General features: G+C 72.0%; 22 protein-coding genes. 4 read left to right on the forward strand and 18 right to left on the reverse strand.

What is annotated here, in order from left to right:
* Positions 1-54 precede the first annotated feature (54 nt).
* The 3 genes from EJG53_RS40230 to EJG53_RS40240 all read right to left on the reverse strand — a co-directional run bounded on the left by EJG53_RS40230 (position 55) and on the right by EJG53_RS40240 (position 3,582).
* On the reverse strand, positions 55-1,263 hold the full coding sequence (locus EJG53_RS40230; protein WP_125049028.1) for an FAD-dependent oxidoreductase: 1,209 nt from the start codon (positions 1,261-1,263) through the stop codon (positions 55-57).
* Positions 1,264-1,442: 179 nt separating this feature from the next.
* A complete protein-coding gene (locus EJG53_RS40235; RefSeq protein WP_125049029.1) occupies positions 1,443-2,375 on the reverse strand; it encodes an LAETG motif-containing sortase-dependent surface protein in 933 nt (310 codons plus the stop codon).
* A gap of 268 nt (positions 2,376-2,643) precedes the next feature.
* Positions 2,644-3,582, reverse strand: a complete 939-nt coding sequence (locus EJG53_RS40240; protein ID WP_244955737.1) for an RNA polymerase sigma-70 factor — start codon at positions 3,580-3,582, stop codon at positions 2,644-2,646.
* A gap of 181 nt (positions 3,583-3,763) precedes the next feature.
* Between EJG53_RS40240 and EJG53_RS40245 the strand changes: the two genes are divergently transcribed.
* Positions 3,764-4,252 (forward strand): carboxymuconolactone decarboxylase family protein, encoded by a 489-nt coding sequence (locus tag EJG53_RS40245; protein ID WP_125049031.1) that lies wholly within the window; start codon positions 3,764-3,766, stop codon positions 4,250-4,252.
* A gap of 67 nt (positions 4,253-4,319) precedes the next feature.
* On the opposite strand, the gene EJG53_RS40250 is transcribed toward EJG53_RS40245, so the two are convergent.
* The 3 genes from EJG53_RS40250 to EJG53_RS40260 all read right to left on the reverse strand — a co-directional run bounded on the left by EJG53_RS40250 (position 4,320) and on the right by EJG53_RS40260 (position 6,428).
* Positions 4,320-4,859, reverse strand: a complete 540-nt coding sequence (locus tag EJG53_RS40250; protein WP_125049032.1) for an STAS domain-containing protein — start codon at positions 4,857-4,859, stop codon at positions 4,320-4,322.
* 231 nt (positions 4,860-5,090) lie between these two features.
* A complete protein-coding gene (locus EJG53_RS40255) occupies positions 5,091-5,504 on the reverse strand; it encodes an STAS domain-containing protein (RefSeq protein WP_125049033.1) in 414 nt (137 codons plus the stop codon).
* Positions 5,505-5,732: 228 nt separating this feature from the next.
* Complete coding sequence (locus EJG53_RS40260; protein WP_125049034.1) at positions 5,733-6,428, reverse strand: SDR family NAD(P)-dependent oxidoreductase; 696 nt, start codon at positions 6,426-6,428, stop codon at positions 5,733-5,735.
* 384 nt (positions 6,429-6,812) lie between these two features.
* On the opposite strand from EJG53_RS40260, the gene EJG53_RS40265 reads away from it, so the two are divergent.
* Positions 6,813-7,682, forward strand: coding sequence for a LysR family transcriptional regulator (locus EJG53_RS40265; RefSeq protein WP_125049914.1), 870 nt, complete (start codon positions 6,813-6,815; stop codon positions 7,680-7,682).
* A gap of 34 nt (positions 7,683-7,716) precedes the next feature.
* On the opposite strand, the gene EJG53_RS40270 is transcribed toward EJG53_RS40265, so the two are convergent.
* The 4 genes from EJG53_RS40270 to EJG53_RS40285 form a co-directional block, all read right to left on the reverse strand.
* Positions 7,717-8,178 (reverse strand): TetR-like C-terminal domain-containing protein, encoded by a 462-nt coding sequence (locus EJG53_RS40270; RefSeq protein WP_218041952.1) that lies wholly within the window; start codon positions 8,176-8,178, stop codon positions 7,717-7,719.
* Positions 8,179-8,262: 84 nt separating this feature from the next.
* Complete coding sequence (locus EJG53_RS40275; RefSeq protein WP_125049035.1) at positions 8,263-9,126, reverse strand: alpha/beta fold hydrolase; 864 nt, start codon at positions 9,124-9,126, stop codon at positions 8,263-8,265.
* A gap of 122 nt (positions 9,127-9,248) precedes the next feature.
* Positions 9,249-10,145, reverse strand: coding sequence for an SDR family oxidoreductase (locus tag EJG53_RS40280; RefSeq protein ID WP_125049036.1), 897 nt, complete (start codon positions 10,143-10,145; stop codon positions 9,249-9,251).
* A 110-nt stretch (positions 10,146-10,255) separates the two neighbouring features.
* Positions 10,256-11,746 carry an MFS transporter gene (locus EJG53_RS40285; RefSeq protein ID WP_125049037.1) on the reverse strand — a complete coding sequence of 497 codons (1,491 nt, stop codon included), beginning with the start codon at positions 11,744-11,746 and terminating at the stop codon, positions 10,256-10,258.
* 192 nt (positions 11,747-11,938) lie between these two features.
* Between EJG53_RS40285 and EJG53_RS40290 the strand changes: the two genes are divergently transcribed.
* On the forward strand, positions 11,939-12,547 hold the full coding sequence (locus EJG53_RS40290) for a TetR/AcrR family transcriptional regulator (protein WP_125049038.1): 609 nt from the start codon (positions 11,939-11,941) through the stop codon (positions 12,545-12,547).
* 61 nt (positions 12,548-12,608) lie between these two features.
* A complete protein-coding gene (locus tag EJG53_RS40295; RefSeq protein ID WP_125049039.1) occupies positions 12,609-14,132 on the forward strand; it encodes a carboxylesterase/lipase family protein in 1,524 nt (507 codons plus the stop codon).
* An 88-nt stretch (positions 14,133-14,220) separates the two neighbouring features.
* Here the strand turns inward: EJG53_RS40295 and EJG53_RS40300 are convergent, their stop codons facing one another.
* From EJG53_RS40300 to EJG53_RS40335, 8 genes are all read right to left on the reverse strand, one after another.
* Positions 14,221-15,483 (reverse strand): mannosyltransferase family protein, encoded by a 1,263-nt coding sequence (locus tag EJG53_RS40300; protein ID WP_125049040.1) that lies wholly within the window; start codon positions 15,481-15,483, stop codon positions 14,221-14,223.
* 83 nt (positions 15,484-15,566) lie between these two features.
* Entirely contained in the window at positions 15,567-15,986 is a 420-nt protein-coding gene (locus EJG53_RS40305; protein ID WP_125049041.1) for a hypothetical protein, read from the reverse strand.
* A complete protein-coding gene (locus EJG53_RS40310; protein ID WP_125049042.1) occupies positions 15,979-16,503 on the reverse strand; it encodes a SigE family RNA polymerase sigma factor in 525 nt (174 codons plus the stop codon). The genes EJG53_RS40305 and EJG53_RS40310 overlap by 8 nt, the downstream gene beginning before the upstream one ends.
* Positions 16,504-16,935: 432 nt before the next feature.
* Complete coding sequence (locus EJG53_RS40315) at positions 16,936-20,052, reverse strand: amino acid adenylation domain-containing protein (RefSeq protein ID WP_125049043.1); 3,117 nt, start codon at positions 20,050-20,052, stop codon at positions 16,936-16,938.
* Between the two features lie 89 nt (positions 20,053-20,141).
* Positions 20,142-21,161 (reverse strand): zinc-dependent alcohol dehydrogenase family protein, encoded by a 1,020-nt coding sequence (locus EJG53_RS40320; RefSeq protein ID WP_125049044.1) that lies wholly within the window; start codon positions 21,159-21,161, stop codon positions 20,142-20,144.
* Positions 21,158-21,958, reverse strand: a complete 801-nt coding sequence (locus tag EJG53_RS41375; protein ID WP_167515257.1) for a HisA/HisF-related TIM barrel protein — start codon at positions 21,956-21,958, stop codon at positions 21,158-21,160. The genes EJG53_RS40320 and EJG53_RS41375 overlap by 4 nt, the downstream gene beginning before the upstream one ends.
* The gene (locus tag EJG53_RS40330) at positions 21,955-23,214 is read right to left on the reverse strand and encodes an FAD-dependent oxidoreductase (RefSeq protein WP_125049045.1); all 1,260 of its coding nucleotides are present in this window, start codon (positions 23,212-23,214) and stop codon (positions 21,955-21,957) included. The genes EJG53_RS41375 and EJG53_RS40330 overlap by 4 nt, the downstream gene beginning before the upstream one ends.
* Before the next feature lie 45 nt (positions 23,215-23,259).
* Positions 23,260-23,925: a hypothetical protein gene (locus EJG53_RS40335; RefSeq protein WP_125049046.1), complete on the reverse strand. Its 666-nt coding sequence runs from the start codon at positions 23,923-23,925 to the stop codon at positions 23,260-23,262.
* Between the last annotated feature and the right edge of the window lie 423 nt (positions 23,926-24,348).

The raw sequence follows: 24,348 nt of genomic DNA on the forward strand, positions 1-24,348 counted from the left end.
AACTGCCTGAACTGTTCGGACCGCCCGGACCGATCGAGATTCTGTCCGCTACGGCTACGATGCCGAACGGTCCGCCGTCGCCCCGGAGCCGTCTTCGCCGGAGACCGTGCGCAGATCGGTGTCCCAGTCCAGTTGGGCGATCAAGGCATCGTCGCCAGGACGCTGCGGTGTCGGTGTCGGTGCCGATCCGGTACGCGGAGGAGTGCGGGTGCCGCGTGAAATCTGCCCGCTGACGGTGATGTTGTGCTCGACACGAGGGCGGCGGCACGCCTCGTACAGGGCGAACGCACGCTCCGCGTCGGGTGCGTCCCGCAGGGACTTGGCCAGGACGACGGCGTCCTCCAAGGCCATGGACGCGCCTTGGCCCGTCGCCGGCGACGCCGCGTGCGCGGCATCACCGATGATCAGCGTCCGGCCGGAGTGCCAGGGAGTGCCGGGCGGGATCTCGGTGGCGTTCGTGGCCATGATGCCGTCCGTGGAGGCGGCGACGATGTCCGCGGCGGGTGTGGCGTCCGCACGCAGCAGGGCGACCAGTAGTTCACGTCGGCGGGACGGATCGGGGTCTGAGAGTTCCTCGGCGGGAAGGGCCTCGGTGGCGACCCGGGCGAACCAGTACGTCTCCCGGTCCGGCGAGACCGCGTAGCCGAAGGACACGTTGCTGCCCCGCACCATGGTGATGTGGCCGGTCTCTTCCGCCACCGGTGCGCTGCGGGTGTACCCGTAGAAGACGCGCTGCCCCGCGGAGACGGGTTCCACGCCAGGGGCGATCGACCGTCGAAGGGTCGAATTCACCCCGTCCGCGCCGATGAGCAGGTCACCGGTGGCGACGCTGCCGTCCGCGAACCGCGCGGACACCTGGTGCGGCCCGTTCTCGAAGGACACCAGCCGTGCTCCGTGCACGATCCGGATACGCCGGCGGACGGCCTCGGCCTGCAGGGCGGCGTTCAACTCGCCACGACGCAGGCACCGGTAGCGCAGGAGGGCGTCGTCGGCCTCTCCCATCGGCGCGTGCGCCACCTCGCTGCCCCGGTCGTCGAGAAGCCGCAGGGAACGCAGCGGAAAGCCGATCGAGGTGACCGCGTCCGAAGCACCGAGCTGCGCCAACGCGCGCATACCGTTGCTGGCCAGGGTCAGGAAGGCCCCGATGTCCTCGGCCGTGTCGGGATGCGCCTCGTGCACGACGACGTCGAATCCCGCCTTGTGCAGCGCCAGCGCGGTTGCCGTGCCGGCGATCCCGCCACCGATGACCAGTATGCGTTCCACGAACCACTCCGCTCTTCCGTGCGGGTTCCATTCTGCGTCACGCCTGCGTCCCGTCCGGATGCGGCGTGGGCCCAGCCTGGGGTCGGCTGACCCTCCGCAGTCAGGATGGCGGCGGACGCGGTGTGTTCGACAACCCGCGCCCGCCACCGTACGGGAGGCTGCCGCCCGCCCGTCACCCGTCAGTCGGTGCGGCGCCGGCGCGTGATCAGGACGGCCGCGCCGCCCGCGACGACGGCCGCTCCGCCGATCAGCGCCACGGTGGGCAGGGCGTCGGACGAGCCGGTCTCCGCGAGGTTGCCGCTCGTGCCGGAGGGGTTACGGGCCGGCACGGCCGCGGCGGTCGCCGAGGTTTCGGCGCCGGGCGTGGCCGGTGCGGCCGTCGGCGTGGCGGAGCCGGTGGGCCGGGAGGCGGTCGGGGTGGGCCGCGGCTTCGCGGGCTCGGGCTTCGCGCCCCCGTCCGGAGAGGTACCGGGCTTCGGCGTGCCGGGAGTGGGCTCGGCGGCCGGTTCCACGACATTGAGCGTCTTGCGTTCGTCGGCGCCTGCCGTGCAGGGCTCCACCCTGCCGTCGGGCATGCGGAAGTGGTCCAGGAACGTGGCGCTGACGTCGACCGTGCTTGAGGACAGGTACCAGGGCAGTTCCGCCGCGGCGCGCAGTCGTAGGTCGTAGGTCACCGACGCCCCGGCCTTCAGGGCACCGCCGGTGACGAAGCTGGACGCGTTTCTGTCCACCGGCGTCCACTTGCCGTCCCGGCCGGACTTGTACTCGAAGTCGATGAACTCGCTCACGAACGGTGCCTCGCGTTCCGACTCCCGGTAGACAGCGACCGAAACCCGGACCGGCGACACGTCCTTGTCGCTGACGTTGGTCACCGTCGCCCGGAACGACCGCCAGTCCCCGCCCCGTACGACCGGGCTGTCGACGTCGGTCCGCACGAGCTTGAGGGTCTTCTGCTGGTAACCGCCGACCGCGTCGGCGACGTCATGACAGGACGACAGGCCGTGCCAGGGCCGCTCGGGCTCCGTGGCGTGCGCGGCGGTGGCCGTCAGCACGGCGGCCGGGAGCACCGAGGCCGCTATGGCGGCCGAAGCCACGGTACGACGAAGGTTCATCGGGTTCCTCTTCCGTACAACTTCCGTATGGGCGCGACATCGCGCCCATTGACGGTCCTATGACCCCTGAGCTGGGCGAATAGTTGTGCCGGCGGTGTCTGGAGTGTCGGCGACGAAGTCGAGGAGCGTGGTGGCCGAGGTGTCCCTCTCTGGACGATGAGCTGTCGCTGGTCGCTGTGCTGCGGCAACTCTCGTCCAGTGCGATCACACCGTCGATTACTCCGGAGGTAACGACCGTACGGGCCGGGGCTCGCGGACAGGTTCCGCCTCAGCGGCGCAGGGCGGTCTCCCGCTCCAGGTGCGACAGCTTCTCGGGGTTGCGTACGGCGTAGAGCCCGGTGATGAGCCCGTTCTCGACGTGCGCCGTCACGACGGTGTCCAGCTCGCCGTCCAGGTGGATGATCAGCGCCGGACCGGCATTGACCTGGGCCGGCCGCAGCGAGATCGCCCCCGTCTTGCGCAGGCCGCCGACCAGCAGGCGGGACACCTTGTCGGCCCCGACGATCGGCCGCAGGACGGCCTGTTTGACCCCGCCGCCGTCACCCAGGAGGACGACGTCCGGCGCGAGGATGTCGACCAGGGTCTGCAGGTCTCCCGTTTCGACCGCCCGCCGGAAGGCGTCGAGCGCGTCGCGTGTCTCGGCGGGGGAAACGGTCCCGCGCGGCCGGCGCGCCGCGACGTGGGCCCGCGCCCGGTGCGCGATCTGGCGGACCGCGTCCGGGCTCTTGTCGACGGACGCGGCGATCTCGTCGTACCCGAGGTCGAACACCTCACGCAGCACGAACACCGCCCGCTCGGTCGGCGTGAGCGTCTCCAGCACCAGCAGCATCGCCGTCGAGACGCTGTCGGCCAGTTCGACGTCCTCGGCCACGTCGGGCGTGGTGAGCAGCGGTTCGGGCAGCCAGGAGCCGACGTAGGACTCCTTGCGGCGGCCGAGCGTACGCAGTCGGCCCAGCGCCTGGCGTGTGGTGATCCGGACCAGGTACGCGCGGTGCTCCCGTACGGTGGTGAGATCGACGCCCACCCACCGCAGCCAGGTCTCCTGCAGGACGTCCTCCGCGTCGGCGGCCGAGCCGAGCAACTCGTAGGCGACGGTGAACAGCAGGTTGCGATGGGTGACGAACACCTCGGTGGCGAGGTCCGTGCCCCCGCCGTCGGCGAGCCGGTCAGCCGCGCCCTCCGTGCGCTCACTGCGTTCATTGTTCACCGGGTTCACAGGTTGCTCCTGCCTTTTCGCTTCCGACCGTGATATGCGCACAAGACGCCGGACACCGCCGCGTTGTGACATCCAGGGGCGGTGTTGTACGTCACATGGCCGAGCCGTCACAGGGAGCGGGGCAGCGGCGTCTTGTGGTCGTTCAACGCACACCACGAGTGAGGACGAAGCCATGAACGGAACCCGGTTCAACCTGTTCGAGAACGAGTTCGGTGCCAAGTTCGCCAAGCGGTTCGCCAACGCCGGTCTGCTCGTCCAGCAGTCGTCGCTGCCGAAGGCGACGCAGGAGCTGATGGCACTGCGCGCCAGCCAGATCAACGGCTGCGGCTGGTGCATCGACATGCACACCAAGGACGCCGCGGCTTCCGGTGAGACCGCGGTCCGGCTCAACTTGGTCGTCGCCTGGCGCGAGTCCACCGTGTTCACCGAGGCCGAGCGGGCGGCGCTGGCGTTCACCGAGGAAGGCACCCGGCTCGCCGACGCTTACGAGGGCGTCTCCGACGAGACCTGGGCCGAGGTGCGCAAGCACTACGACGACGACCAGACCGCCGCGCTGATCGCCGTGGTCGCCCTGATCAACGCGGCCAACCGGCTCGCCATCATCACCCACCAGCAGGGAGGTACGTACGAGCCGGGCATGTTCGCTGCCGCGGTCAACTGATTGCCGAGTGGGAGCGGGGGCCCAGGCCGTGCTCGTCCGGTCCCCCGGGCGGGACCGGAGCCCCGGGTCAGGCCGTCGAAGGGGCGCCAGGACCGGGCCCCTTCGGCTCCCAGCACAGCAGGTCACCGCACGAGCCCCGCCAGAACGTCCGGTGCGGGCGGGTCTCGGCAGGACGCGGGAGCTGCTTCCCCGCGGTGTGGTGCGCCGTCATGCGGGAGCACGTCGACGTGCCGGGGCAGGGGGCCAGCCGGGGGCCCACACCGGTACGGACCAGAGCCCGCTCAACCGTTTCGCTGGCCACCACAAGTTCCAGGCTCCCCTGTGCGGCGTGCACGGCGCCGCTTATGCCCAGGAGCGTGTAGAGGCTGGCGTTGTCGCACCAGGTGATGCCGGACAGATCGAGCCGCAGCCGACGGTGGCCGGACTTCAGGTGGGCGACGGTGGCGTCGCACAGCAGGCGCACCGTACGGACGTCGAGCTCGCCGACGACCCCCAGTTCCGTGGCGCCGCCGGCCTCGCGGCGGGTGCTGACGGTCAGCCGGAGATCGGGTGGCTCGATCAGCGGGATGCGGAGAAGCGAGGCCATGAGGGGCGAGCCGCTGCGCATCGGTCCCTCCAGAAGGCCGTCGGGCGGGGCCAAGGCATGGCCCTTCGAACGCCGACCAGACTTCCCGGCACACCCTGCGCCCTCCGGAGCATTGAGGCCACGGTAGCGGCCGTGGCCGTGGCGCGGAAGCTGAGCTGCCCAAAGGGGCCCGGGAGGCGCAGCGGGGCCGGACTCCAGTGCGGCCGACGGCTGTCCGGACGGTCCGTCGGCCCGCCACGCCCGCGGCGTCCCTCAGTGCTTCTCGGGGGCGACGAACAGGGCCCGCGTGCCGGTCAGTTCCAGGAGCTGGTTGATGGCGCTGTTGCTGGTGCGGATGGTGACGGTCTTGTTCAGGTGCTGCGCCCGGCTGCGCAGGCGCAGCAGTGTGGTGAGGCCCGCGCAGTCGCAGAAGTGCAGGGCGTGGAGGTGGAGGTCTAGGCCGCGGGTGGAGTGGCCGAGGGCCGCGTGCAGGCCGGGTTCGATGCGCCGGCCGGTGTCCAGGTCCAGGTCGCCCCGGATCGTGACGCGTGTGCGGTCGCCGTCCGCGGTGACCTCCAGGGCCAGGAGACACGGTTCGGGGACCACGGGTGGCGCGGTGCTGCGGGCGAGGGCGCGTTCGGTGTCCTGCTGGGTGAAGGGGGATGCGCAGCGCGCAGGCTCCGGCATGGCCTTCCTCTTCCTCGTCGGCTCACCTGCCTCCGCACCCCAGGCTCGCCCCTCCGGCGATACACGTCAACCGATACACGAAGAAAATTACGTGCATCAGGGTGCGCGAATCTTCCGTCGGTGGAATCGGCGCATGAATGACGTGCCGGAGCCGTACAGCGGGTGGACGTTCGTGACCCACCACGTACGGGTCGACGGGGGTAGTGGGGGAAGGGCTACGGGGCGGCGCTACCAGAGCACGGTCTGCCCCAGGTGGTCGACGAAGTGGAGGCCGGGCTTCCCCCGGTGGTTCTCGATCGTCTCCGCCACCCCCGGAACGCTCTCCTCCACGCTGAGTTCGGCTTCCATGCCGCCGAGTTCGGTACGCACCCAGCCCGGGTCCATCAGGAGCAGGGTGCGCGGGTCCCCGGCGTAACGGGCGGCGTAGCAGCGCATCAGTTGGTTCAGCGCGGACTTGCTCGCTCGGTACAGGTCCTGGCCGCCGTCGGTGTTCAGCGTGATGCTCCCCTGGTCGGAGGACATGACGCCGATGGTCCCGTTCGGGACGACCAGTGGGCGCAGGAACTCCACGACACGCATCGGGCCGAGCGCGTTGGTGGCCATGACCTCGGTGAACATGTCCGTCGGCACCTCGCCGATCGGGAGGTCGCCGCGGGTGATGGCGGCGTTGACGAAGAGCAGGTCGAGGGGGCGTCCCGCCAGCCGGTCGCGCAGTGCCGTTATCTGGTCGGGGTCGGTCATCTCCAGCGACTCGATGGTCAGCCGCCCCTCGGACGCCTCGGCCAGTTCGTGCAGGCCGGTACGCCCGGAGCCGCGCACCGTACCGATGACGTTCCAGTCACGGCGGAGGAACTCGGCGGCGAGCCCGAGGCCCAGTGTCCGGGAGGCCCCGACGATGAGAGCGGTTTTGCGGGTGTCGGTCATGTGAATCCTGTCGTGGGTCAGCGGGTCGGTGCGCTGAGGTCGGGTGGTGCACGTCGTAGTGAGGGATCGTCGTACGCGGCCGTCGCCGGCCGGCGGTCGTTCGCCGACGTGCGTTCGCATCGGGAGGCAACTGCGGCAGCGGGCAGGCGAAAGCGGCCGTGTCCGCTCCGTACGGACGCGGAGCGGGCGGGTTTCAGGCCGGGCGCCGCGAAGTCCCGATGTTCTGGCGGCGATCGGCGGTGGCGGTCTCCAGCGGGATGCGCGGGGCCTGGCTGCCGACGCCGTCCACCGCGACGGTGGTGACGATCACGGTCCCATTCTCCGAGCGGTCCGTTGGGGCGTCCAATACTCTTGCGGCCACATTGATACCGTTACGACATGGATCTGGACCTGGATCTGCGGAAGCTCCGCTACTTCGTCGCGGTGGCCGAGCACCGGCACTTCGGCCGGGCGGCCCAGGCACTGTTCATCGCTCAGCCGGTGCTCAGCCGGCAGATCCGCGCGTTCGAGCAGGAGCTGGGCTGCCGGCTGCTCACACGGACCACCCGCAGTGTCGAACTGACCTCGGCGGGACGGCGGCTGTACGAAGAGGCGCGCACCATCACCACGGCGGTGCACGCGGCGCTGCGGCGCGTGCACGAGGCCGCGCGGGACGAACAGCGGCTGATCGTCGCCTTCTCGCCCGGCCTCCACGTGTCCGAGGCGATCCGGACGTTCACGGCGCGCCATCCGGAGGTCGAGATCGATGTCTTCCCGCTGCGCTGGTGGGAGCAGGACGCGCCGCTCCGCGACGGCCGGGCGCACATCGGATACCTCCGGCGCCCCTTCGACGACACGGGGCTGCGCACCGTCCCCATCGGCCAGGAGACCAAGGTCGCGTGCCTGCCCGTGACCCATCCGCTGGCGGACCGCCGCACCCTCACGGCGGCCGATCTCGCCGGTGAGCCGATCCTCGACGTCCGGACGCGGCGGACGTCCTCACTGGAGGAGAAGTTCGAACTCATCGCCTCCGGGCAGGGCATCGCGCTCGTCCCGCTCAGCGTCGCGGGCTCGTACTCCCGCCCCGACCTGGTCTATCTGCACGTCACCGACTCCTCGCCGGTCGGTACCTGCCTGGCCGTACCGGAGAGCGGCTGCACGGATCTCGTACGGGACTTCCTGGACATCGCCACCGCCACCCTGCGCGGGCGCTCCGGTGATACGGATACCGAGCGGGCGGCGGCCGGGGCATCGCCGGCCGGGGCCGGGGAATGACGCCCCGCCGACGCGGTGGCCGACGGCCCGCCGGTCAGTGCGGCGCCCGCAGGCCGGCGACCGTCATGCGGATCAGCAGCTCGTAGCTGTCGTCCAGGTTCTCGGGCAGGCCGAAGGCGTCCTGAGCTTCCAGGACCGCGAAGCCGTGGACGGCCGCACGCAGACATCGCGCGGCATGGATCGCGGCGGAGTCCTCCAACCCGTAAGCGCGCAGGGCGGCGGTGATGATGTCGACCAGGCGCGTCCCGGCCTCGGCCGTCCGCGGGTCGGGGCTCTGGAGCACGGCCGAATAGCGGTGCGGGTGTTGCCGCGCGTAGTGCCGCCACGCCGTCATGAACGCGCGGATCGCCTCGTCGGCGGAGCGGCCGAGCACGGCGCGCCCGGCCCGGTCCGCGATGTCGTTCATGACGCGGGCCGATACGAGGGCCCGCAGTTCGGCGAGGGAGCGCACGTGCTTGTACAGGGACGGGGTGGTGACGCCCGCCCGGCCGGACACCGCCGACAGGGTCAGGGCCTCGGGGCCCCCTCGTCCACCACCTCTATCGCGAGGCCGACCACCGCGCTCGTGGACAGCGCCGCTCTAGCCACGCGCACCGCCACCCTTGACGAACTTCACCACAGCGGTGGCGACTTCGGCGGGGAACTGGACGTGTGCGTAGTGCCCCGCGCCCTCGATCAGTTCGAGCCGGCCGAGTCCGGCAGGCAGTTCCGCCACGATGCCTTCGCCTTCGGCTTCGGGATCGGGCCAGTCGGGATCGAGCGTGCCCATGAGGACGAGCACCGGGCAGCGGACATCGGCGAGCCGGGCACCGGCATCGGTCGGTGCGGACCGGCCCAGCTTGCCGACGACGGCCATCCGGCCCGGACGGCGCAAGTCCGCCTCGACAGCGGCGAGGTGGTCGCCGAAACCGGAGGGCCGGGCACCCGGGCAGGCGTGGTCGAGGTAGCGCAGCCACAACGGGACGCTGCGTAGCAGGGCGGCGCCCATGAGCAGGGTGGCGCCCGTGCGGTAGCGGGCATGGGTCAGCAGATCGCCCAGGTTGACCTGCTGCGCGCGGGTGAACGGGCTGATCTCGACGATGGCCCGGACCAGGTCCGGCGCCTCGGCCGCGGCGATGGTGGCGGCGCCCCCGCTGAAGGAGTGGCCGACGATGACGGCGGGGCCGCCCAGGTGCCTGATCAGGGCGAGGAGGTCGCCGGCCACGTCGGTACGGGTGTACGAGTCCCAGCCGGTGCTGGACTCCCCGTGGCCCCGCAGGTCCATCCGCGCGACGCGGAAGCCGGCCGTCGAGAGCCGGGCGGCCATCTCGCGGTAGGCCGTCCTGTTCTCGCCCATGCCGTGCGCGAGGACGATCAGCGGTCCCTTGCCGGTCACGTCGTACGCCAGGTGCCGGCCGTCGACCGGCAGGAATTCCGTCGCGGGCGCTGCTCGGTTAATGCTCATAACCAGAAAGCTAACACCATTAACCAGTGGTGTCAGTACCTACGGCCGAGGTCGCACGGCCGGGGCCGGCCCGGTCGTGCGGGACGATTCCCGCACGACCGGGCCGGCCTGAGGGCGCCGTATCAGGCAGTGGTGTAGGCACCGGCTTCGATGTCCTCGACCAGGGTCGGCCCGGTGGGGGTCCAGGAGAGCATGGCGCGGGTCAGCTCGCTGGACGCGGTCATGGTCTTGGTGAAGAAGCTGCCGACGAATCCGAAGTGCGCGTCGGCGTCCTGCGGGTCGATCGAGACGACCGGGAGGCCGAGGCTCCGGCCGATGGCTTCGGCGATCGCCTTGGTGGTCACGGCCTCCTCGGCGACGGCGTGCAGCCGCGACCCGGCCGGGGCCTTCTCCATGCCGAGACGGATGAGCCGGGCGGCGTCGCCCCGGTGCACCGCCGACCAGGTGGTGGAGCCGTCACCGATGTAGCCGGAGACGCCCTGCTTGCGGGCGGCGCCCGTGAGGAAGTTGACGAATCCCCAGTCACCGTTGCCGTGGACGCTCGGCGAGAACCGGGTGATCACGGTGCGTACGCCGTGGGGGACGTAGTCCAGGGCGAGATTCTCGCTGCCGCCCCGGTTCGACTCCAGGCCGACGGCGGGGGAGACGTCGGTCTCCGTGGCCGGCCGGCCCTGGACGAGACCGGAGAGGGGTGCGGCGACGATGAACGGGCGGTCGGTGCCCACCAGCGTCTCGGCGAGGATGTGCACCGAGGCCCGCTCGGAGCGGTCGGTCTCGGCCGGGTTGCCCCAGTCGTGCTTGTTGGCCATGTGAATGACCGCGTCGGCCTCCGCGGCACCGCGGCGCAAGGACTCCAGGTCGTCCAGGTCACCGCGGAGGACGTCGACGCCCTTGGCCTTCAAGGTCTGTTCGGCCTGGTCCGACCGGGCGAGCCCGACGACCTGGTGTCCGGTGGCGGTCAGCTCGTCCACGATGGCGGAGCCGATCCAGCCGGTTGCTCCGGTTACGAAAGCACGCATCTGCGTGGCCTCCTGTTTTCTGTAGAAGATGCCCGTACGGGATGTCCGTATGGGAGGTCTGTAGGGGATGCCCCTGTGAGAAGGGGGCGTTGGGGCGCGGGGCCGCCCGCTCACCTGCTCGCGGCGCTTCGGTGGGCGCGCGCCGCCCCGGCGACGACGAGTGCTCCCGCGAGCAGGGTCAGCAGGGCGGCCGCGCGCAAGGCGGTGTCCGCGCCGTCGGTGAACGCCTCGGTGATGGCGCGGTGCTGGGCCGGCTCCAGCGCCAGGGCCTCCGCCACGGTGCGCGGAACCGGGGTGTGACGGCTGAGGCTGTCCGGCAGGTGACTGGTGAACCCCGCGGTGAGAATGGTGCCCACGACGGCGACTCCCAGTGCGCTGCCCAGTTCCCGGGTCGCGGACTGGCGTCCGCCGGCGATTCCGGCCTGTTCCACGGGGAGTCCCGAGGCGATCTCCGCGGTCAGGCACGGCCCGGCGAGCATGATGCCGAGGCCGATGACGAACAGTGCCACGGCGTAGACGGGGTACGGCAGGGCCGTGGCGTAGGACAGCCCGAACAGGCCGGTGCTGGTGAGGAGGAAGGCTGCCGCGAGGGTCACGGGCAGACCGACGCGGTGGATGAGGCCCGGTACGTAACGGGTGCCCACCAGGAGCGGCAGGGTCAGCGGGATGATCCCGAGACCCGCCTGCAGGACGGAGAAGCCGCGGCCGTACTGGAGCAGCGAGGCGTTGACGTAGAAGAGGCCGAAGTTCCCGAAGAACAGGACGGTCATGCCGATGGCGGCGCTGCTCAGCAGGGGGTTGCGGAACAGGCGGGGGTCGAGCATGGGGTGGGGTGTGCGCAGTTCCACCAGGACCCAGACGAGGCCGAGTGCGAGGCTGCAGGCGAACGCGACGAGGACGACCGTGCTGCCCCACCCCTGTTCGGGCCCCTCGATGATGCCGGTCAGCAAGGCGACGACGGCGGCCACGAACAGCACCGCACCGGGCAGGTCGAGGCTGCGGGCGTGGCGTGTGCTGACCGGTGCGCAGGTCGCCACCCACACCAGGCAGCAGACCGCGACCAGTGCGACCGCGACGAACAGCATGCGCCAAGAGGCGACGCTCAGCAGCGTCCCGCCGCCGACGTTGCCGACGACACCGCCGATACCGGTCGCCGCCGCCCACACCGCCAGCGCGTGGCCGCGCCGTCGGGGCGCTGTGGCGTGGATGAGGATGCCGACGCAGTTGGGCAGCACGCAGGCCGCGCCGAGGCCGGTGACGGCACGTCCGGCCAGCATGACGGGCACGTTCGGCGCCACGGACGAGAGGACGGCCCCGGCCGCGAAGACGCCCAGTCCGGTCAGGAGCGTGCCCTTGCGGCCGAACTTGTCACCGGCGGCACCGGCGGGGATGACCAGGCAGGCGAAGACGACGACGTAGGCGTCGACGATCCACAGCAGCTCGGCCGACGTCGGATGCAGCGAGCTCGCCGCGAGCTTCGGTACGGCCAGGTTGATCGCGGCGACGAAACCGACGACCAGGGCGGTGCACACACTCATGCCGGCGAGCACCAGGCCGGGCCGTTGGGCCTGGCGCACGGGGCGTTCCAGCGTGGAGGTCATAGTTCACAGGTCCTTTTCGGATGCTCCTCGACGGCACGGCGGAGCCCGGGGCGGGGAGCTGGCTTCGGACGGTCTGCCGCACACAGGACAGGGCGGCGGGCCGGGCAGCCGCGGGCGGCGGCACTTACGAGTCACCGTGCCTCGTAAACGTAGCACAGATACGAGGCATGGTGACTCGTTATAGTGGGGGGCATGGTTGAGGAACACGGCCGCAGTGGGCGGCCCCGCAGTGAACGCGCCCGGACGGCCGTCCTGAACGCGGTCGACGACCTGCTCGTCGAGGTCGGCTACGCGGCGCTGACCATGAAAGGCATCGCGGAACGCGCGGGCGTGGGGCGGCAGACCGTGTACCGGTGGTGGTCCAACAAGGCGGAAGTCCTCTACGAGGCCAGCGCCATCGACGCGCGGAAGGAACTCTCGGTCCCCTTGAGCGGCGACCCGGCACAAGACTTCACGGCCTACCTGGACGCGCTCGTGAAGTTCCTCGCGCACTCCGACGCCGGAGCCGCCTACCGGGCGCTCATCGGGGAAGCCCAGCACGACCCGGCCGTCGCGTCGCTGCTCTCCTCCGGGGACATCATCGGCGAGAGCGCCGCGAAGGTCGTGGAACCGGCGCTCGACGCGAGCGGCAGCGACCTCTCCGTGGAGCAGGCGACGGCACTCCTCGTCGGCCCGCCCTTCTTCCACATCCTGTCCGGGCGCGGCGTGGAGAGCATCGACACCCGCCGGCTGGCCGAGGAGTTCACGCGGGTTCTCGCGGTCCGCAGGCAGCAGGACCAAGGCGTGACGGCCGACAGTTGACGCCCGGCGCCGGGCGGAACTCAGTAATGTGGCGTGCGTCGCTTCAGGGGAAGGGGACCGTATGACCCGATCCGACCGAGCACCCGAGATCCGTACCGCGTCCGGCGTCGTCCGGGGCCGGTGGCGGGACGGTGTGGCTGTTTTCCTGGGTATTCCGTACGCCCGGCCGCCCGTCGGTGACCTGCACCTGGCCGGGCCGGTGCCCGCGTCGCCCTGGGACGGCGTACGGGACGCCGACGCCTTCGGGCCGGCGCCGCCGCAGTCCCTCGCGGTCGGTTACGGCACCGGACGGCAGAGCGTGGCCGGCGCGGACGACTGGCTGACGGTCAACGTCTTCAGCCCCGATCCCGGCGCGGCGGGGCTGGCGGTCATGGTCTGGATCTACGGCGGCATGTACATGATCGGGTCGGCCGACGGGCCCGGCTACGACGGTGCGGCCCTGGCACGCCGGGACACCGTCCTGGTGACGTTCAACCACCGGGTGGGCGCGGAAGGCTACGGACAGTTCGCGGACGCGCCGCCCAACCGGGCCCTGCTGGACCAGCTCGCCGCGCTGGAATGGGTCCGCGAGAACATCGCGGCTTTCGGCGGCGACCCGGACCGGGTGACCGTCTTCGGCGAGTCCGCGGGCGCGGGGGCGGTGGCCGCGCTGATGGCGACGCCCCGCGCGGCCGGACTCTTCCACCGAGCCGTGGCGCAGAGCGTGCCGGGCACCTTCTACAGCCTGCCGCTGGCCGCGGACATCGGTACGGCCGTCGCCGCCGAACTGGGCCTGGCCCCGACACGCGCCGCTCTGGCGCCGGTGGCCCCCGACGCCCTGCGGGACGCGGCGGACACCGTACTGAACTCCATGGCCGACCACGGGAAGCGGTGGGGCCGGGCAGCCCGGGTCCGGATGCCGTTCGCCCCCGTCGTCGACGGCGACCTCCTGCCGCGGACTCCCTGGGAAGCGCTGCGCGCGGGCCAGAGCGCCGGTGTCGAACTCGTGGTGGGACACACCCGGGACGAATGCCGGGGATTCACCGCGCTCTCGGGGCGGCGCGGAAAGGTCACCGAGGAAGAGGCCGCCGCCCTCCTTGAGTGGTGCGCGCCCGATGCCGCCGGAGCCCGCGCCTACCGGGCGGGCCACCCGGACGCGAACCCCACCGACCTGCAGGACCTGGTGCTGTCCGACTGGCTGTTCCGGATGCCCAGCCTCCACCTGGCCGACGCCCACACCGCCGGCGGCGGCACCGCCTACCTGTACGAAATGGCCTGGCCGAGCCCGGCGATGGGCGGCGCGCTCGGCGCCTGCCACGGGCTCGACGTCCCGCTGGTCTTCGGCAACCACGGCGGAGAGATCGGGGAAATGCTCCTGGGGAAGGACCCCTCTCCCGAGGCCACGGCAGTCTCGGAGTCGATGATGGCGGCCTGGACCGCCTTCGCCGGGACCGGCGCGCCCGGCTGGCCCCCGTACCGGCCCGAGGACCGGCTGACCCGTGTGTTCAACGCGGAATCCGCCACGGTGCCGTACCCGGAGGAGACCTCACGCCGGATCTGGGCGGACTGGTCCTTCGCCGCGCTGGAACCGACGGGCGGCGGGTGACGGCACCGGCCTATCAGCGGTAACACGCCCTCGCCCCCGGCCTGTTCGGCCGGGGGCGAGGGGGTACGGGCGGTACGGACGGGCCCGGTCAGCCGGTCCAGCGTCCGGTGAAGAAGGTCAGGGCGAACACCGTGCTTACGGGGGCCGCCAGGCAGAGGTACGCGGTCTTGAACCGGGGGCTGCGCAGACTCCAGGCGGCCAGGCCGATCCACAGGGGCCACCACAGGAGGGCGGCTCGGGGGATGGAGACGTACCAGTACGAGGTGCCCAGGGCACACAGGCTGAGGGCGACGTAGACGGTCTCGGGCCAGCGGCGCTTGCGCGCCAGGACGACGAGCAGCGCCAGGCCGACGGCCATGACCACGAGTTCGGCCTGGAACATGAAGGCGTAACCGGTGCTCTGGGACCGGTCGAAGGCGTTGTTCCAGGTGGTGATCCAGGCTTCCCAGGGCGTGTGGAAGACGCGGTACCAGCCGCGTTCCTGGGCGTGCTTCCAGGCCATCCAGTCACCGGTGCGGGACTGCAGGAACCAACTGAAGAGGAACAGGGGCAGCGCGGGGAGGGCCAGCCAGGGGAGCGGGCGCAGGTTGCGGGTGCTGCGGAGGCTGAGCAGGAAGTGGGTGGCCAGGGCCGCGGCCAGGAAGAGGCCGCTGACGCGTACGGCGGTGGCCGCGGCGGTCAGCGCCATGGCCAGGGGCCAGTTGTGGCGTCGGGCCGCCAGCCAGGCGGGCAGGGCCAGGGCCAGGAAGAGGGCCTCGGTGTAGCCGACGGCCAGGAAGACGGCGCACGGGGATATCAGGAAGAACAGGACGCTGCGCCAGCCCGCCTCCCTGTCGTACAGGTGGTGCCGGGTGATACGGGCCAGCGCCAGGACGGCGACGGCACCGGAGACGAAGGAGACCGCCAGTCCGGCCAGCCCCCAGTCCGGCACGACGACGTGGACCGCCCGCAGCACGAGGGGGAAGCCGGGGAAGAAGGCTTCCCGGTTGTCCCAGTCGGCCTGCCAGGGCCCGGCCTGCCCGGGAAAGTAGCCCTGCTGGGCGATGTGCAGGAAGTGGTCCCAGTCCCAGTGCTGGAACGGGGCGAGGAGTGGGCCGGGATCGTGGGTGCCCGGGTCGGAGGGGAACAGCCACCGGGCGCAGTAGGCCGTCAGCCAGATCCCCACGCGCGTCGACAGGTACAGCCACAGGATGTCCCGGTCCGCGGCGCTGGGGCGCCAGGCCGCGGGACCGCGCTTGCCCCAGAGCGCACGGCCGGTCCGCACGGCGGGGCCGGGCGGACGCGGAAGGCGCCCGGGCGGCGTGGCCGGCGGATGGGAGGGCTCGCGCGCGTCGATCGACGAAGGGGGCATAAACGTTTCCTTGAGGGTGTGGACAGGCAGACCTGGACGCCCGGCGGCGGTCCGCCGGGTGCCGGACGACGGAGCGGGCCGGATCAGGGCGGTTCGGTGGCCGTCTCCCGAGGGGCGTCCGAGGACGAAGTGGTGGCCGTGGTTTCCGGGGGAGCGGAAGGCGTGTCTGTGGACCCCGGGGGCGCGGAGGCGCTGACCGTGGACTCCGGAGTCGGCGGAGGCGTGGAACCGGGCGCCGGCTGCCGGTCTGGAGACGGCCGAGCGGGCGGCGGCGGGCCGGCCGGACCCACCGGGGCCGGAGTACGGGAGAGCAGCGCGACCGTGGTGGCGGCGCCGCCACCGAAGGCCAGGCACACCACGCTCACCACCGCGACGACGCGTCGCCGCCGCGCCCGCCGCCCGCGCGCGGCGATCTCGCCCGCCGACGCGGTGACGCTGCCGTCCCGTCCGGCCTCGGCCGCTTCCTGGAACAGGGACCGCAGCGGGTCCTGGGGCTCAGACACCGGGCGCCTCCTCGATGCGCGGGTCGTGCAGACGGCCGGCGAGTGCCTTGCGGCCGCGGCTCAGATGGGTCTTGACGGTGCTCGCCGACAGTCCCGTCTCACTCGTGATCTGTTCGACGGAGAGATCGCACAGGTAGTGCAGGGTGAGCGTGCGACGCTGCTGCGCAGGCAGTTCCCGCAGCGCGCCGACCAGCGCGACCTGCGCCGGTCCCGGCCCCTCGACATGGGGCGGGGCGCCGCTGCGCCGCCACGCGTCGGCGCTCCGGCGCAGGCGCCGCCACCGGCTGACCGCCAGCCGCCAGGCGACCGTACGGATCCATGCCTCCGGCTGCCCGTTCCGGTCGAGCTGCCGGCGCCGGCTCCAGCCTCTGACGAACGCCTCCTGCACCACGTCCTGCGCCTCGTGCAGGTCGCCGAGCATCACGTAGAGCTGACCCGTGAGCCGCGCGACCGTCTGGGCGTAGAACTCTTCGAACTCCTCGACGGTCAACAGCCACTCCCGGATCTCTCGCTTCACCTGCCATACGCCCCGCGGGCGCTGTTCGGTCGACACACAGGACGAGGAAGTGACGTGACGCTCGTCACGGCGCCGGCCGGTGCGGCGCGCCGCACTGCCCACCGGACCGCCGGTGCGGGCGGATGCCGACGCCAGCGCGCCCCGGCGACGCGGGGTCGCCGGGGCGGGAACGGCAGGTCGCCGGACGGGACGGTGCCGACCGGAGGGCCTTCGACCGCAGCCGGCCTCCGGTTCGGCCCGTCCGGGTGTCTGTCCGCTCCAGTCTCGCACGTGAGCATGTCAGCCTGCCGGTGACCCCGGTGGGCGGCGGTGATCGGAGTGCGGTGTGCTCGGAGTGCGGTGTGCGCGGCTGCGGTGTGCGCGGGCAGGAAGCCGGCCTGGAGGCCGTCGGCCGGTGCGCGAGTGTTGCGGGAGTTGCTGGTGTCCCCGGTTTCACTCCTTCCGGCGCGGCGGTTCGAGGAAGCCGCTGTCGCGGAAGTAGCCCAGGTAGAGATCGATCAGGGCGGCGTCCACCGGTGGGCAGTCGATGCCGCTGTCGTCCACGGCGCGGGCGGTGTTGGTGCGGTCGAGCGCGGGGACGGCGCCTGTGAGGTACAGGTCCCTGACCGCCTGCTCCGGCTCCTCTGGGGTGTCTGCGGACATCGGCAGGTAGGGGGCGATGGGGTGGTCGGGGTGGCGGGCCACCAGTGCGCGGATGCGGTTCAGCCAGGTGTCATGACTCAGGGTTTCCACCGGGTATCCCATGGCGCGCAGCCGGCTGGTGAGGAGCGGCAGCCGCGCGGGGCGGGGGTTGGTCAGGTGGTAGGTCCGGCCGTCCGGCTTCTCGTGGGTGAGGATGTGGACGACGGCCTGGGCGGTGTAGTCGACCGGTACGAAGTCCAGCGGCAGAGGGAGGTCCGGGGCGATGCCGGTCTCGGCGATGGTGCGGAACAGGGCGCACATCAGGGTGTCGGTGTTCCACACCCCGCGCCGCCGGGTGCCGGTGACCTCGTGGGGCCGGTGCACGGCGACCGGCAGTCCGCGTTCGGCGGCCCGGGCCAGGAGGCGTTCGGCGACCCACTTGGTCTCCGGGTAGCCCTGGGAGATCTTGTCGGGGTGGGCGAGGGGAGCGTCTTCGCCGAGGTGCCGTACGCCCGCGGCGCCGGACCCGGCGAGGACGGCGACGGTGGAGATGTGGTGGACCGGTTTGAGGTGGTGGGCGGCGGCCAGTTCGAGGACGGTACGGGTGCCGGTGACATTGACCGGTGCCAGGGCCTCGTAGGGGTAGGCGAAGTTGACCTGGGCTCCGGCGTGCACGACGAGGTCCGTCTCGCGGGCCAGTTCGTCCCAGGCCGCGGGGGAGAGGCCGAAGCGGGGCGCCTCCAGGCTGCCTGGCACGGGCACCAGGCGGTCGTCGCAGCAGGAGGGGTCGAGGCCGTAGAGGCGCATCCGGGCGGCGAGGCGCGCACGGGCGGTGTCCCGGTCGTCGGCGCGGGTCAGGCAGTGCACCCGCCGCACTCCGGCGTCGACGAGCTGGTCGATCAGGTGGACGCCGAGGAAGCCGGTTCCGCCGGTCAGCAGGACCGAGCGGGGCGGGGTGGCTGTCGCGGCGGGCCGGGCGTCGAAGCGCAGCCGGGCGTCGAGGCGGGACTCCGCGGCGAAATCCACGGTGTCCTCCGTCCCGGCGCCGTCGCGCAGTGCCGTGGCGCGGGCGGTGAATGCGGACAGGGAAGGGCCGTCCAGCAGCTCCCTGATGAGTGCGCGGCCGGAGCCCGGGGGCAGGTCCAGACGGTCCCGTACGGCGGTGACGACCTGGGTGGCGTGCAGCGACGTACCGCCCACGGCGAAGAACTCGTCCTCCCGCCCTACCTGGTCGAGGCCGAGCAGCCGCGTCCAGATGCCGGCGACGGCTTCTTCGGCGGCGCCTCGGGGCGGCTCGCCACCGGTGTGTGGCCGGCCGCTCTGCTGCGCCACCAGTTCCAGGAACCGGTCGCGGTCGATCTTTCCGCTCGGCTTGAGGGGAATCTCCGTGACGGTGGCGATCCGGGTGGGGACCATGTACGGGGGCAGCCGGTCGCGGGCGTAGGCGGTGAGCCGCCGGGACAGTCCCTCGGCCGGTATGTCCGGGGCGGGCACGGCGGCCGCGGCCAGGTGCTGGCCCGGCCCGTCGCCCAGGACGTCCACGGCCGCCTCGCGGACCTCCCGATGGCGGGCCAGCGTCAGCTCGATCTCGTCCAGTTCCACCCGGTAGCCGCGGAGCTTGACCTGCCGGTCGCGGCGCCCGCGGTACTCCAGTACCCCGTCGCGGCGTCGGCGGGCGACATCGCCGGTGCGGTAGAGCCGGGCGTCCGGGTCACCGCCGAACCGGTCGGGCACGAACACCTCGGCGGTCCGGTCGGCGTCGCCCAGGTAGCCGCAGGCGATACCGTCACCGCCCACCCACAGCTCCCCGTCCTCGCAGGGGGCGGCCAGGCGGCCGTCCTCCCGTACGACGTAGGCGGTGGCGTTGGCGATCGGCCGGCCGATCGGCACGGTCTCGGCGTGCGGGGCCAGCTCCTCGACGTGGTAGGCGGTGACGAGGGAGGACGCCTCGGTCGGCCCGTAGCCGTTGATCAGCAGTTCGGGGCGGCCGTGGCGCAGGACGGCGCGTACCGCGGAGGGGTTGAGCGCGTCGCCCCCGGCGATCAGGGCGCGCAGCGAGCCGAACATCCGCGGGTTGTCCTCCGCGTGCTGGTGGAACAGGCCCGCGCTGAGCCACAGCACACTGATGCGCCGCTCCCGCAGCACCGTTCCCAGCGCGTCGGCGGACAGCAGGGTCTCGGGTTCGGGCAGGACCAGACAGGCACCGTTCAGCAGCGGGCCGAACAGCTCCAGACAGGAGATGTCGAAGGTCAGCGCCGTGGTGGCCAGCAGCCGGTCGGTGGGTTCCAGTTGGAGCCAGTCGGTGTTCTTCACCAGGCGGACCGGTCCGCGGTGCGGGCAGACGACGCCCTTGGGCGTTCCGGTGGAGCCGGAGGTGTAGATCACGTACGCGGGGTCGGTGGCGCGCCGATCCTGCCCCCAGCGGTCGCCGGGGTCCGGCAGCGGGTGGCCGCTCAGGTCGTCGGTGGTGATCTGCGCGCAGTGGTCGCGTACCGGTTCCGGAGCGGTTCCCGGTGCGGTGACGCAGTGCCGTACTCCGGCGCCGGTCAGCACCGTCTCCAGCCGGTCCGCCGGGTCGCCGGGGTCCAGGGGGAGGTAGGCGCAGCCGGCTTCCAGTACGGCGAGGATCGCGACGACGGCCTCCGGTGAGCGGCGCAGCAGGACGGCCACGGTGTCGCCGTCCGCTACGCCCCGGGAGCGCAGGTGGGCGGCGGCGCGGCGGACGCGTGCGAACAGCTCTCGGTAGTTCCAGCAGCCGCCGTTCCACTCCACGGCTGCTCGGTCGGGGTGCGCGCGGGCCTGTTCGGCGAAGAGTTGGGGGACGGTGGCGTCGCGGGGGTAGTCGGTTGCGGTGTCGTTCCAGGCGCGGACGGTGTCGGGGACGGGTTCGGGGGCGGAGTCGGGGGTGTGGTCGAGGTCGCGGCTCATGGCTCGTCCAGTACGGGAGTGAAGGGGTGCGGAGATGAGGGGGCGCGGGGCTGCGGAGGAGAGAGCGAAGGGTGCGGGGGAGGGGCCGGTCAGCTCGTCAGTACGGCTTTGCCCGTACGGCCGGAGCTCTGTGAGTGGCGTACGGCGCGGGCCGCGTCGGCCAGGTCGTAGGGTTCGACCGCGGGGACGCTGAGGCGCCCGTCCAGCAACTGCCCGGTGACCTGGCGCATCAGCCGGTCGGTGCGGTGGGCGTCCCGCCGGCCGAGGCGTTCGGGCAGCCAGAAGCCGGTCAGCGCGATGCCACGGAAGATCAGTTCCTCCGGCGCTACGGTGAGGGGCTCACCGGACAGCAGGCCGTAACTGACGAACTGCCCTCCCTCGCATAGGGATTGCAGCGCGAGCGTACCGGTCGGGCCGCCCACGGCGTCCAGTACGGCGGCGATGCCGCGCCCTTCGGCGAGGGCCGCCAACTGCTCGGAGAGACGTTCCTCCCCCTGGACCAGGACCGCTTCGGCGCCCGCTGCCATCAGCGCCGCGCGGTGCCGCTTGTCGCGCACCAGACACAGACAGCGCAGCCCCCGCCCGCCGGCGAGCTGGAGCACCATCCGGCCGACGGCGGACGCGGCGGCGGTCAGCAGGAGCAGCTCGCCCTCCTCCAGACCGAGGTCGTCGAGGAGGAGGTGGGCGGTGACCGGGTTGATCGTGAGCTGGCAGGCCGCCTCGTCGGAAAGTTCCGGTGGTACGGGCAGGACGGCGTCCGCGTCCGTGACGAGGTACTCGGCCCAGGTGCCCAGCGCCGACACCGCCACGCGCGTACCCGTCGCGTACGGCACGCCGGGGCCCGCGGCGTCGACGACACCGACGCCCTCGAACCCCACGGGGGACGCCGGGCCGTTCCCGTCCGGCCGCAGTCCGGGGGAGAAGGCGGCGGGCCGCCCGTAACGCCCCTGCACCAGGAGCACGTCGGAGGGGTTGACGGGGCTGACCCGCATCCGTACCCGGACCTCGCCCGGCCCCGGCTCGGGCACCGGACGGCGGTGCAGGAGCAGCACCTCGGCGGGGTCGCCGTACCGGCCGAAGACCAGTTGGCGCATGGTCGCGGCGCTCATGTGCCGGTCGCGCGGAACGAGGAGTGGGCCAGCAGGTGGTCGCGGATCTCCGCCATGCTGTGCTGCCCCTTGTGCAGCATGTTGTTGACCAGGACGTACGTCGTGTCGCCCGCGTCGAGGGCCTCGTGCAGGTGGTCCAGGCTGCCGCAGCCGCCGGAGGCGATGACGGGCAGGCCCGAGGCGGTGGCGACGGCGTGGCACAGGTCGAGGTCGAAGCCCTGGCCGGTGCCCTCGCGGTCGACGCTGTTGGCGAGGATGGCTCCGACGTCCAGGCCGGCCAGTTGCCTGGCCACGTCGACGGCGCCGGTGCCGGCGTCCTGCTCGCCGTCGTGGGTGTAGACACGCCACCGGCCGGGCGCGGTCCGGCGGCAGTTGATGACGCCCATCAGCCGTTCGGCCCCGAACTCCCGGACGGCTGCCTGGACGGTCTCCGGCTTCTCGATCAGGCCGGTGCTCACGGACAGCACGTCCGCGCCGGCCTCGAAGAGGCCGCCGGTGTGCAGGAGGGAGGGCAACTGCCCGTGCCCCACGGACACCAGCAGGCTGACGCCGGTCTGTTTCAGCTCACGCAGCAGCGACGGGAGGTAGTCGACGGCGTCCCACGGGTCGAAGACGTCCAGGAACACCTTCCGGGCGTTGCCCGCGGCGTACGCCGCGACGACGGACGCGACGTCGCCCGGGTCGTCGAGACCGGCGATACGGCTCGGTTCGGTGGTCCGTCCGGCGGCCACGTCCACGCACGGGATCACGAGGTCGGCGACATGGGCGCGCTGGTCACGGAAGACGGGCTGGTTCACGGGGTTTCCTTTCCGGTGGGGCGCAGCAGGTGCGCCGGGCGGGGACTGCGGGGCGCCAGCCGGCCGGCCACTTCGGCCGCGGACGCCAGGACGCTGTCCAGGTCGTCGGACCGGGTGGCGACATGGCCGGCGAAGTACACGCCGCCGTCGCCTTGCAGGGACAGCAGCTCGGCCTGGGCGGAAAGCATCTCCGGGGTGGGTTGCAGCGTCCGGAAGGCGGTGGAGGCCAGGACGGAGCGGGGGAGCGTGTCGCGGTGCGTGAGCTGACTGACGAACAGGTCGCCTTCCGGGCGCCGCTGCCACGCGGTGGTCTCCGCCCACGGGCCGTGCACGGTGACGGTCGACGGGGACCAGTGCTCCCGCCCGGCGGGCAGGTAGCAGGGGTCGCCGTGCACGCCGTAGACCAGGTCGTTGTACGTGTACGAGGTCAGCAGCGCCCGGACCCGGCCGGCGCCCCCGAGGGAGCCGAGCACGCACCGCGCCCCTTCGGCGGGCAGGGTCAGCACCACGGCGTCCACCGCGTGCCGGGCGCCGCGCGCGTCGATCATTTCCAGGCGGCCCGCCGTACGGCGGATGCGCCGCAACGAGGTTCCGGGCAGCAGTTGGACCGACCGGCAGCGGCGGGCCAACTGCCAGGCGAGTGCCTGCATTCCGCCGCGTAGCCGGTACGTACGGGCATCGGCACCGTCGCCGGGGTCGGCGTAGAACATTCCCACGGCGCGGGCCGACAGGCGCCTGGCGTCCTGGAGCGTGCAGCCGAACACCGAGGCGGGAAGGGCGTAGACCCCCGCGTCCTTGACGTGTCGCGGCAGGTCCCAGGGCTCCACCATCGTCTCCAGCGGGACGGTCCAGGCAAGCTCGTCCCGTTGCCAGGCGGCGGCGTGCGCGGCCAGCAGTTCCGCGGCCTCGCCCGTCGCGTCCTCGGTGGCGCGGCACGGTGCGGGCGGGCGGCCGTCGGGCGGCCCCTTCGCGCGGGTGCCGTCGCGGATGACGGTGCGGCCGGCGGGCACCTCGTCCCACTGCGTGCCGTCCAGGCCGAGAGCTTCGGCCAGGCGTGCGGTCACCCCGTCGCCGGGTACCTCCTGCACGCCGAGGTCCAGGGCGCTGGGGGTCCCGGCGACGCCGGGCGGGTGGACCGACCGCAGGTTGCCCCCGACGTCCTTACGCGCTTCGAGCACCAGCGTGTCGTGGACACCGTCCAACAGCCAGGCGGTGGCCAGTCCAGCGGCTCCCGCTCCGGCGATGCCGACCCGCATCCTGCCTCCTCGGTTCTTGGGTGGGGGACTGGTTGGTTCGGCCGCTCAGGCGGGCCCGGCGGCGGCACGCCAGAAGTCGCCGATGGACTCCTCCAGCAGCCGGGCGCAGAACACGGCGTCCTGCGGGTCGTCACCCCGGTCGAGCCCGTCCTGCACCACGTCCAGGGCCAGTTGTTCTAGGTCCTGCGACGCTTCGTCCTCGTAGTAGGTGAGGAAGGACCGCGGGGCTTCGAAGCCGGACCGCCTGATGTACCGGACCAGTTCGGCGCAGCCGGAGAAGTACACCTGCATGTCGGTGGCGGAGGCCAGCGCGAACGCTGCCTGGCTGCCCTGGGCCGCCAGCCAGCTCAGGGTGCCGTTGAACGTGTAGCCGGTGAGGTCCGCCGGCCGGTCGCTGCCGTACAGGTCGTGGAGGCCGAGTGCCTGCGCACAGTCCTGGAGTTTGGGCTGGGCGTCGTACACCAGCCTGGCGAGCTGGATGCACAGGTCCGCCGCCGGGCGGCGCGGGAACCGGGCCAGCGCCGTTCCGTACGCGCCGAGTTCGGCCAGGTGGCACTGGGCTTCCGTGCTGACCAGGCGGCGCAGCGCGTCGCCGGACAGGCGTCCGTCGGCGGCGGCGTCGAGCAGGGCGTTGCCCACCGGTTCCTTCTCACGTCGTGCGGTGAGTTCGTCGGCGAGGTCCCGGGACGTGACGGGTGATGAATCGACCATGGCCGGTAATTTCCCTTCGTGACATCGGATGTTTCGCGCCGCACGGATTTACGGCGCGCGAAGATCGGAGATTTGTGCGGGTGACGGTCGCCGGTGCCGAAGAAATGTCGGACACCGGGGTCATGCCCCTTTGTTCTGTCGGGGGCTAGGGGTGGCGTACCCCTGAAAACCTTGAACACTGCATCTGATGTCTCCTTGTCCTTAAAGGAACGCAACAGCGTGCACGCGGAATGAACCCCTGCACAGGAAGCCCCCGGATTTCTGCCGCTGTGGTGCACGGGATGTCTGATGTCGAAAACGAGTCAGTGCACCGAGCGGCGCCGGACGCGTTCGCCGGGTGACGAAAGTGATCTGCCGGGCTGCTCAACGGGGCGGCCGAGGTGGAATACCGGCCAATTCCGCTCTCTGGTAACTGCCGCCGGA

The sequence above is a fragment of the Streptomyces chrestomyceticus JCM 4735 genome (genome assembly GCF_003865135.1).
In the GTDB taxonomy this organism is placed as follows: domain Bacteria; phylum Actinomycetota; class Actinomycetes; order Streptomycetales; family Streptomycetaceae; genus Streptomyces; species Streptomyces chrestomyceticus.

Excerpts from the sequence above, each read along its gene's own strand:
- EJG53_RS40260 (WP_125049034.1), bottom strand. The coding sequence starts at position 6,428 with ATGACCGACACCCGCAAAACCGCTCTCATCGTCGGGGCCTCCCGGACA.
- EJG53_RS40250 (WP_125049032.1), bottom strand. The coding sequence starts at position 4,859 with ATGCGCAGCGGCTCGCCCCTCATGGCCTCGCTTCTCCGCATCCCGCTG.
- EJG53_RS40290 (WP_125049038.1), top strand. The coding sequence starts at position 11,939 with ATGGTTGAGGAACACGGCCGCAGTGGGCGGCCCCGCAGTGAACGCGCC.
- EJG53_RS40300 (WP_125049040.1), bottom strand. The coding sequence starts at position 15,483 with ATGCCCCCTTCGTCGATCGACGCGCGCGAGCCCTCCCATCCGCCGGCC.
- EJG53_RS40315 (WP_125049043.1), bottom strand. The coding sequence starts at position 20,052 with ATGAGCCGCGACCTCGACCACACCCCCGACTCCGCCCCCGAACCCGTC.
- EJG53_RS40255 (WP_125049033.1), bottom strand. The coding sequence starts at position 5,504 with ATGCCGGAGCCTGCGCGCTGCGCATCCCCCTTCACCCAGCAGGACACC.
- EJG53_RS40280 (WP_125049036.1), bottom strand. The coding sequence starts at position 10,145 with ATGCGTGCTTTCGTAACCGGAGCAACCGGCTGGATCGGCTCCGCCATC.
- EJG53_RS40295 (WP_125049039.1), top strand. The coding sequence starts at position 12,609 with ATGACCCGATCCGACCGAGCACCCGAGATCCGTACCGCGTCCGGCGTC.
- EJG53_RS40320 (WP_125049044.1), bottom strand. The coding sequence starts at position 21,161 with ATGAGCGCCGCGACCATGCGCCAACTGGTCTTCGGCCGGTACGGCGAC.
- EJG53_RS40275 (WP_125049035.1), bottom strand. The coding sequence starts at position 9,126 with ATGAGCATTAACCGAGCAGCGCCCGCGACGGAATTCCTGCCGGTCGAC.
- EJG53_RS40235 (WP_125049029.1), bottom strand. The coding sequence starts at position 2,375 with ATGAACCTTCGTCGTACCGTGGCTTCGGCCGCCATAGCGGCCTCGGTG.
- EJG53_RS40285 (WP_125049037.1), bottom strand. The coding sequence starts at position 11,746 with ATGACCTCCACGCTGGAACGCCCCGTGCGCCAGGCCCAACGGCCCGGC.
- EJG53_RS40330 (WP_125049045.1), bottom strand. The coding sequence starts at position 23,214 with ATGCGGGTCGGCATCGCCGGAGCGGGAGCCGCTGGACTGGCCACCGCC.
- EJG53_RS40245 (WP_125049031.1), top strand. The coding sequence starts at position 3,764 with ATGAACGGAACCCGGTTCAACCTGTTCGAGAACGAGTTCGGTGCCAAG.
- EJG53_RS40335 (WP_125049046.1), bottom strand. The coding sequence starts at position 23,925 with ATGGTCGATTCATCACCCGTCACGTCCCGGGACCTCGCCGACGAACTC.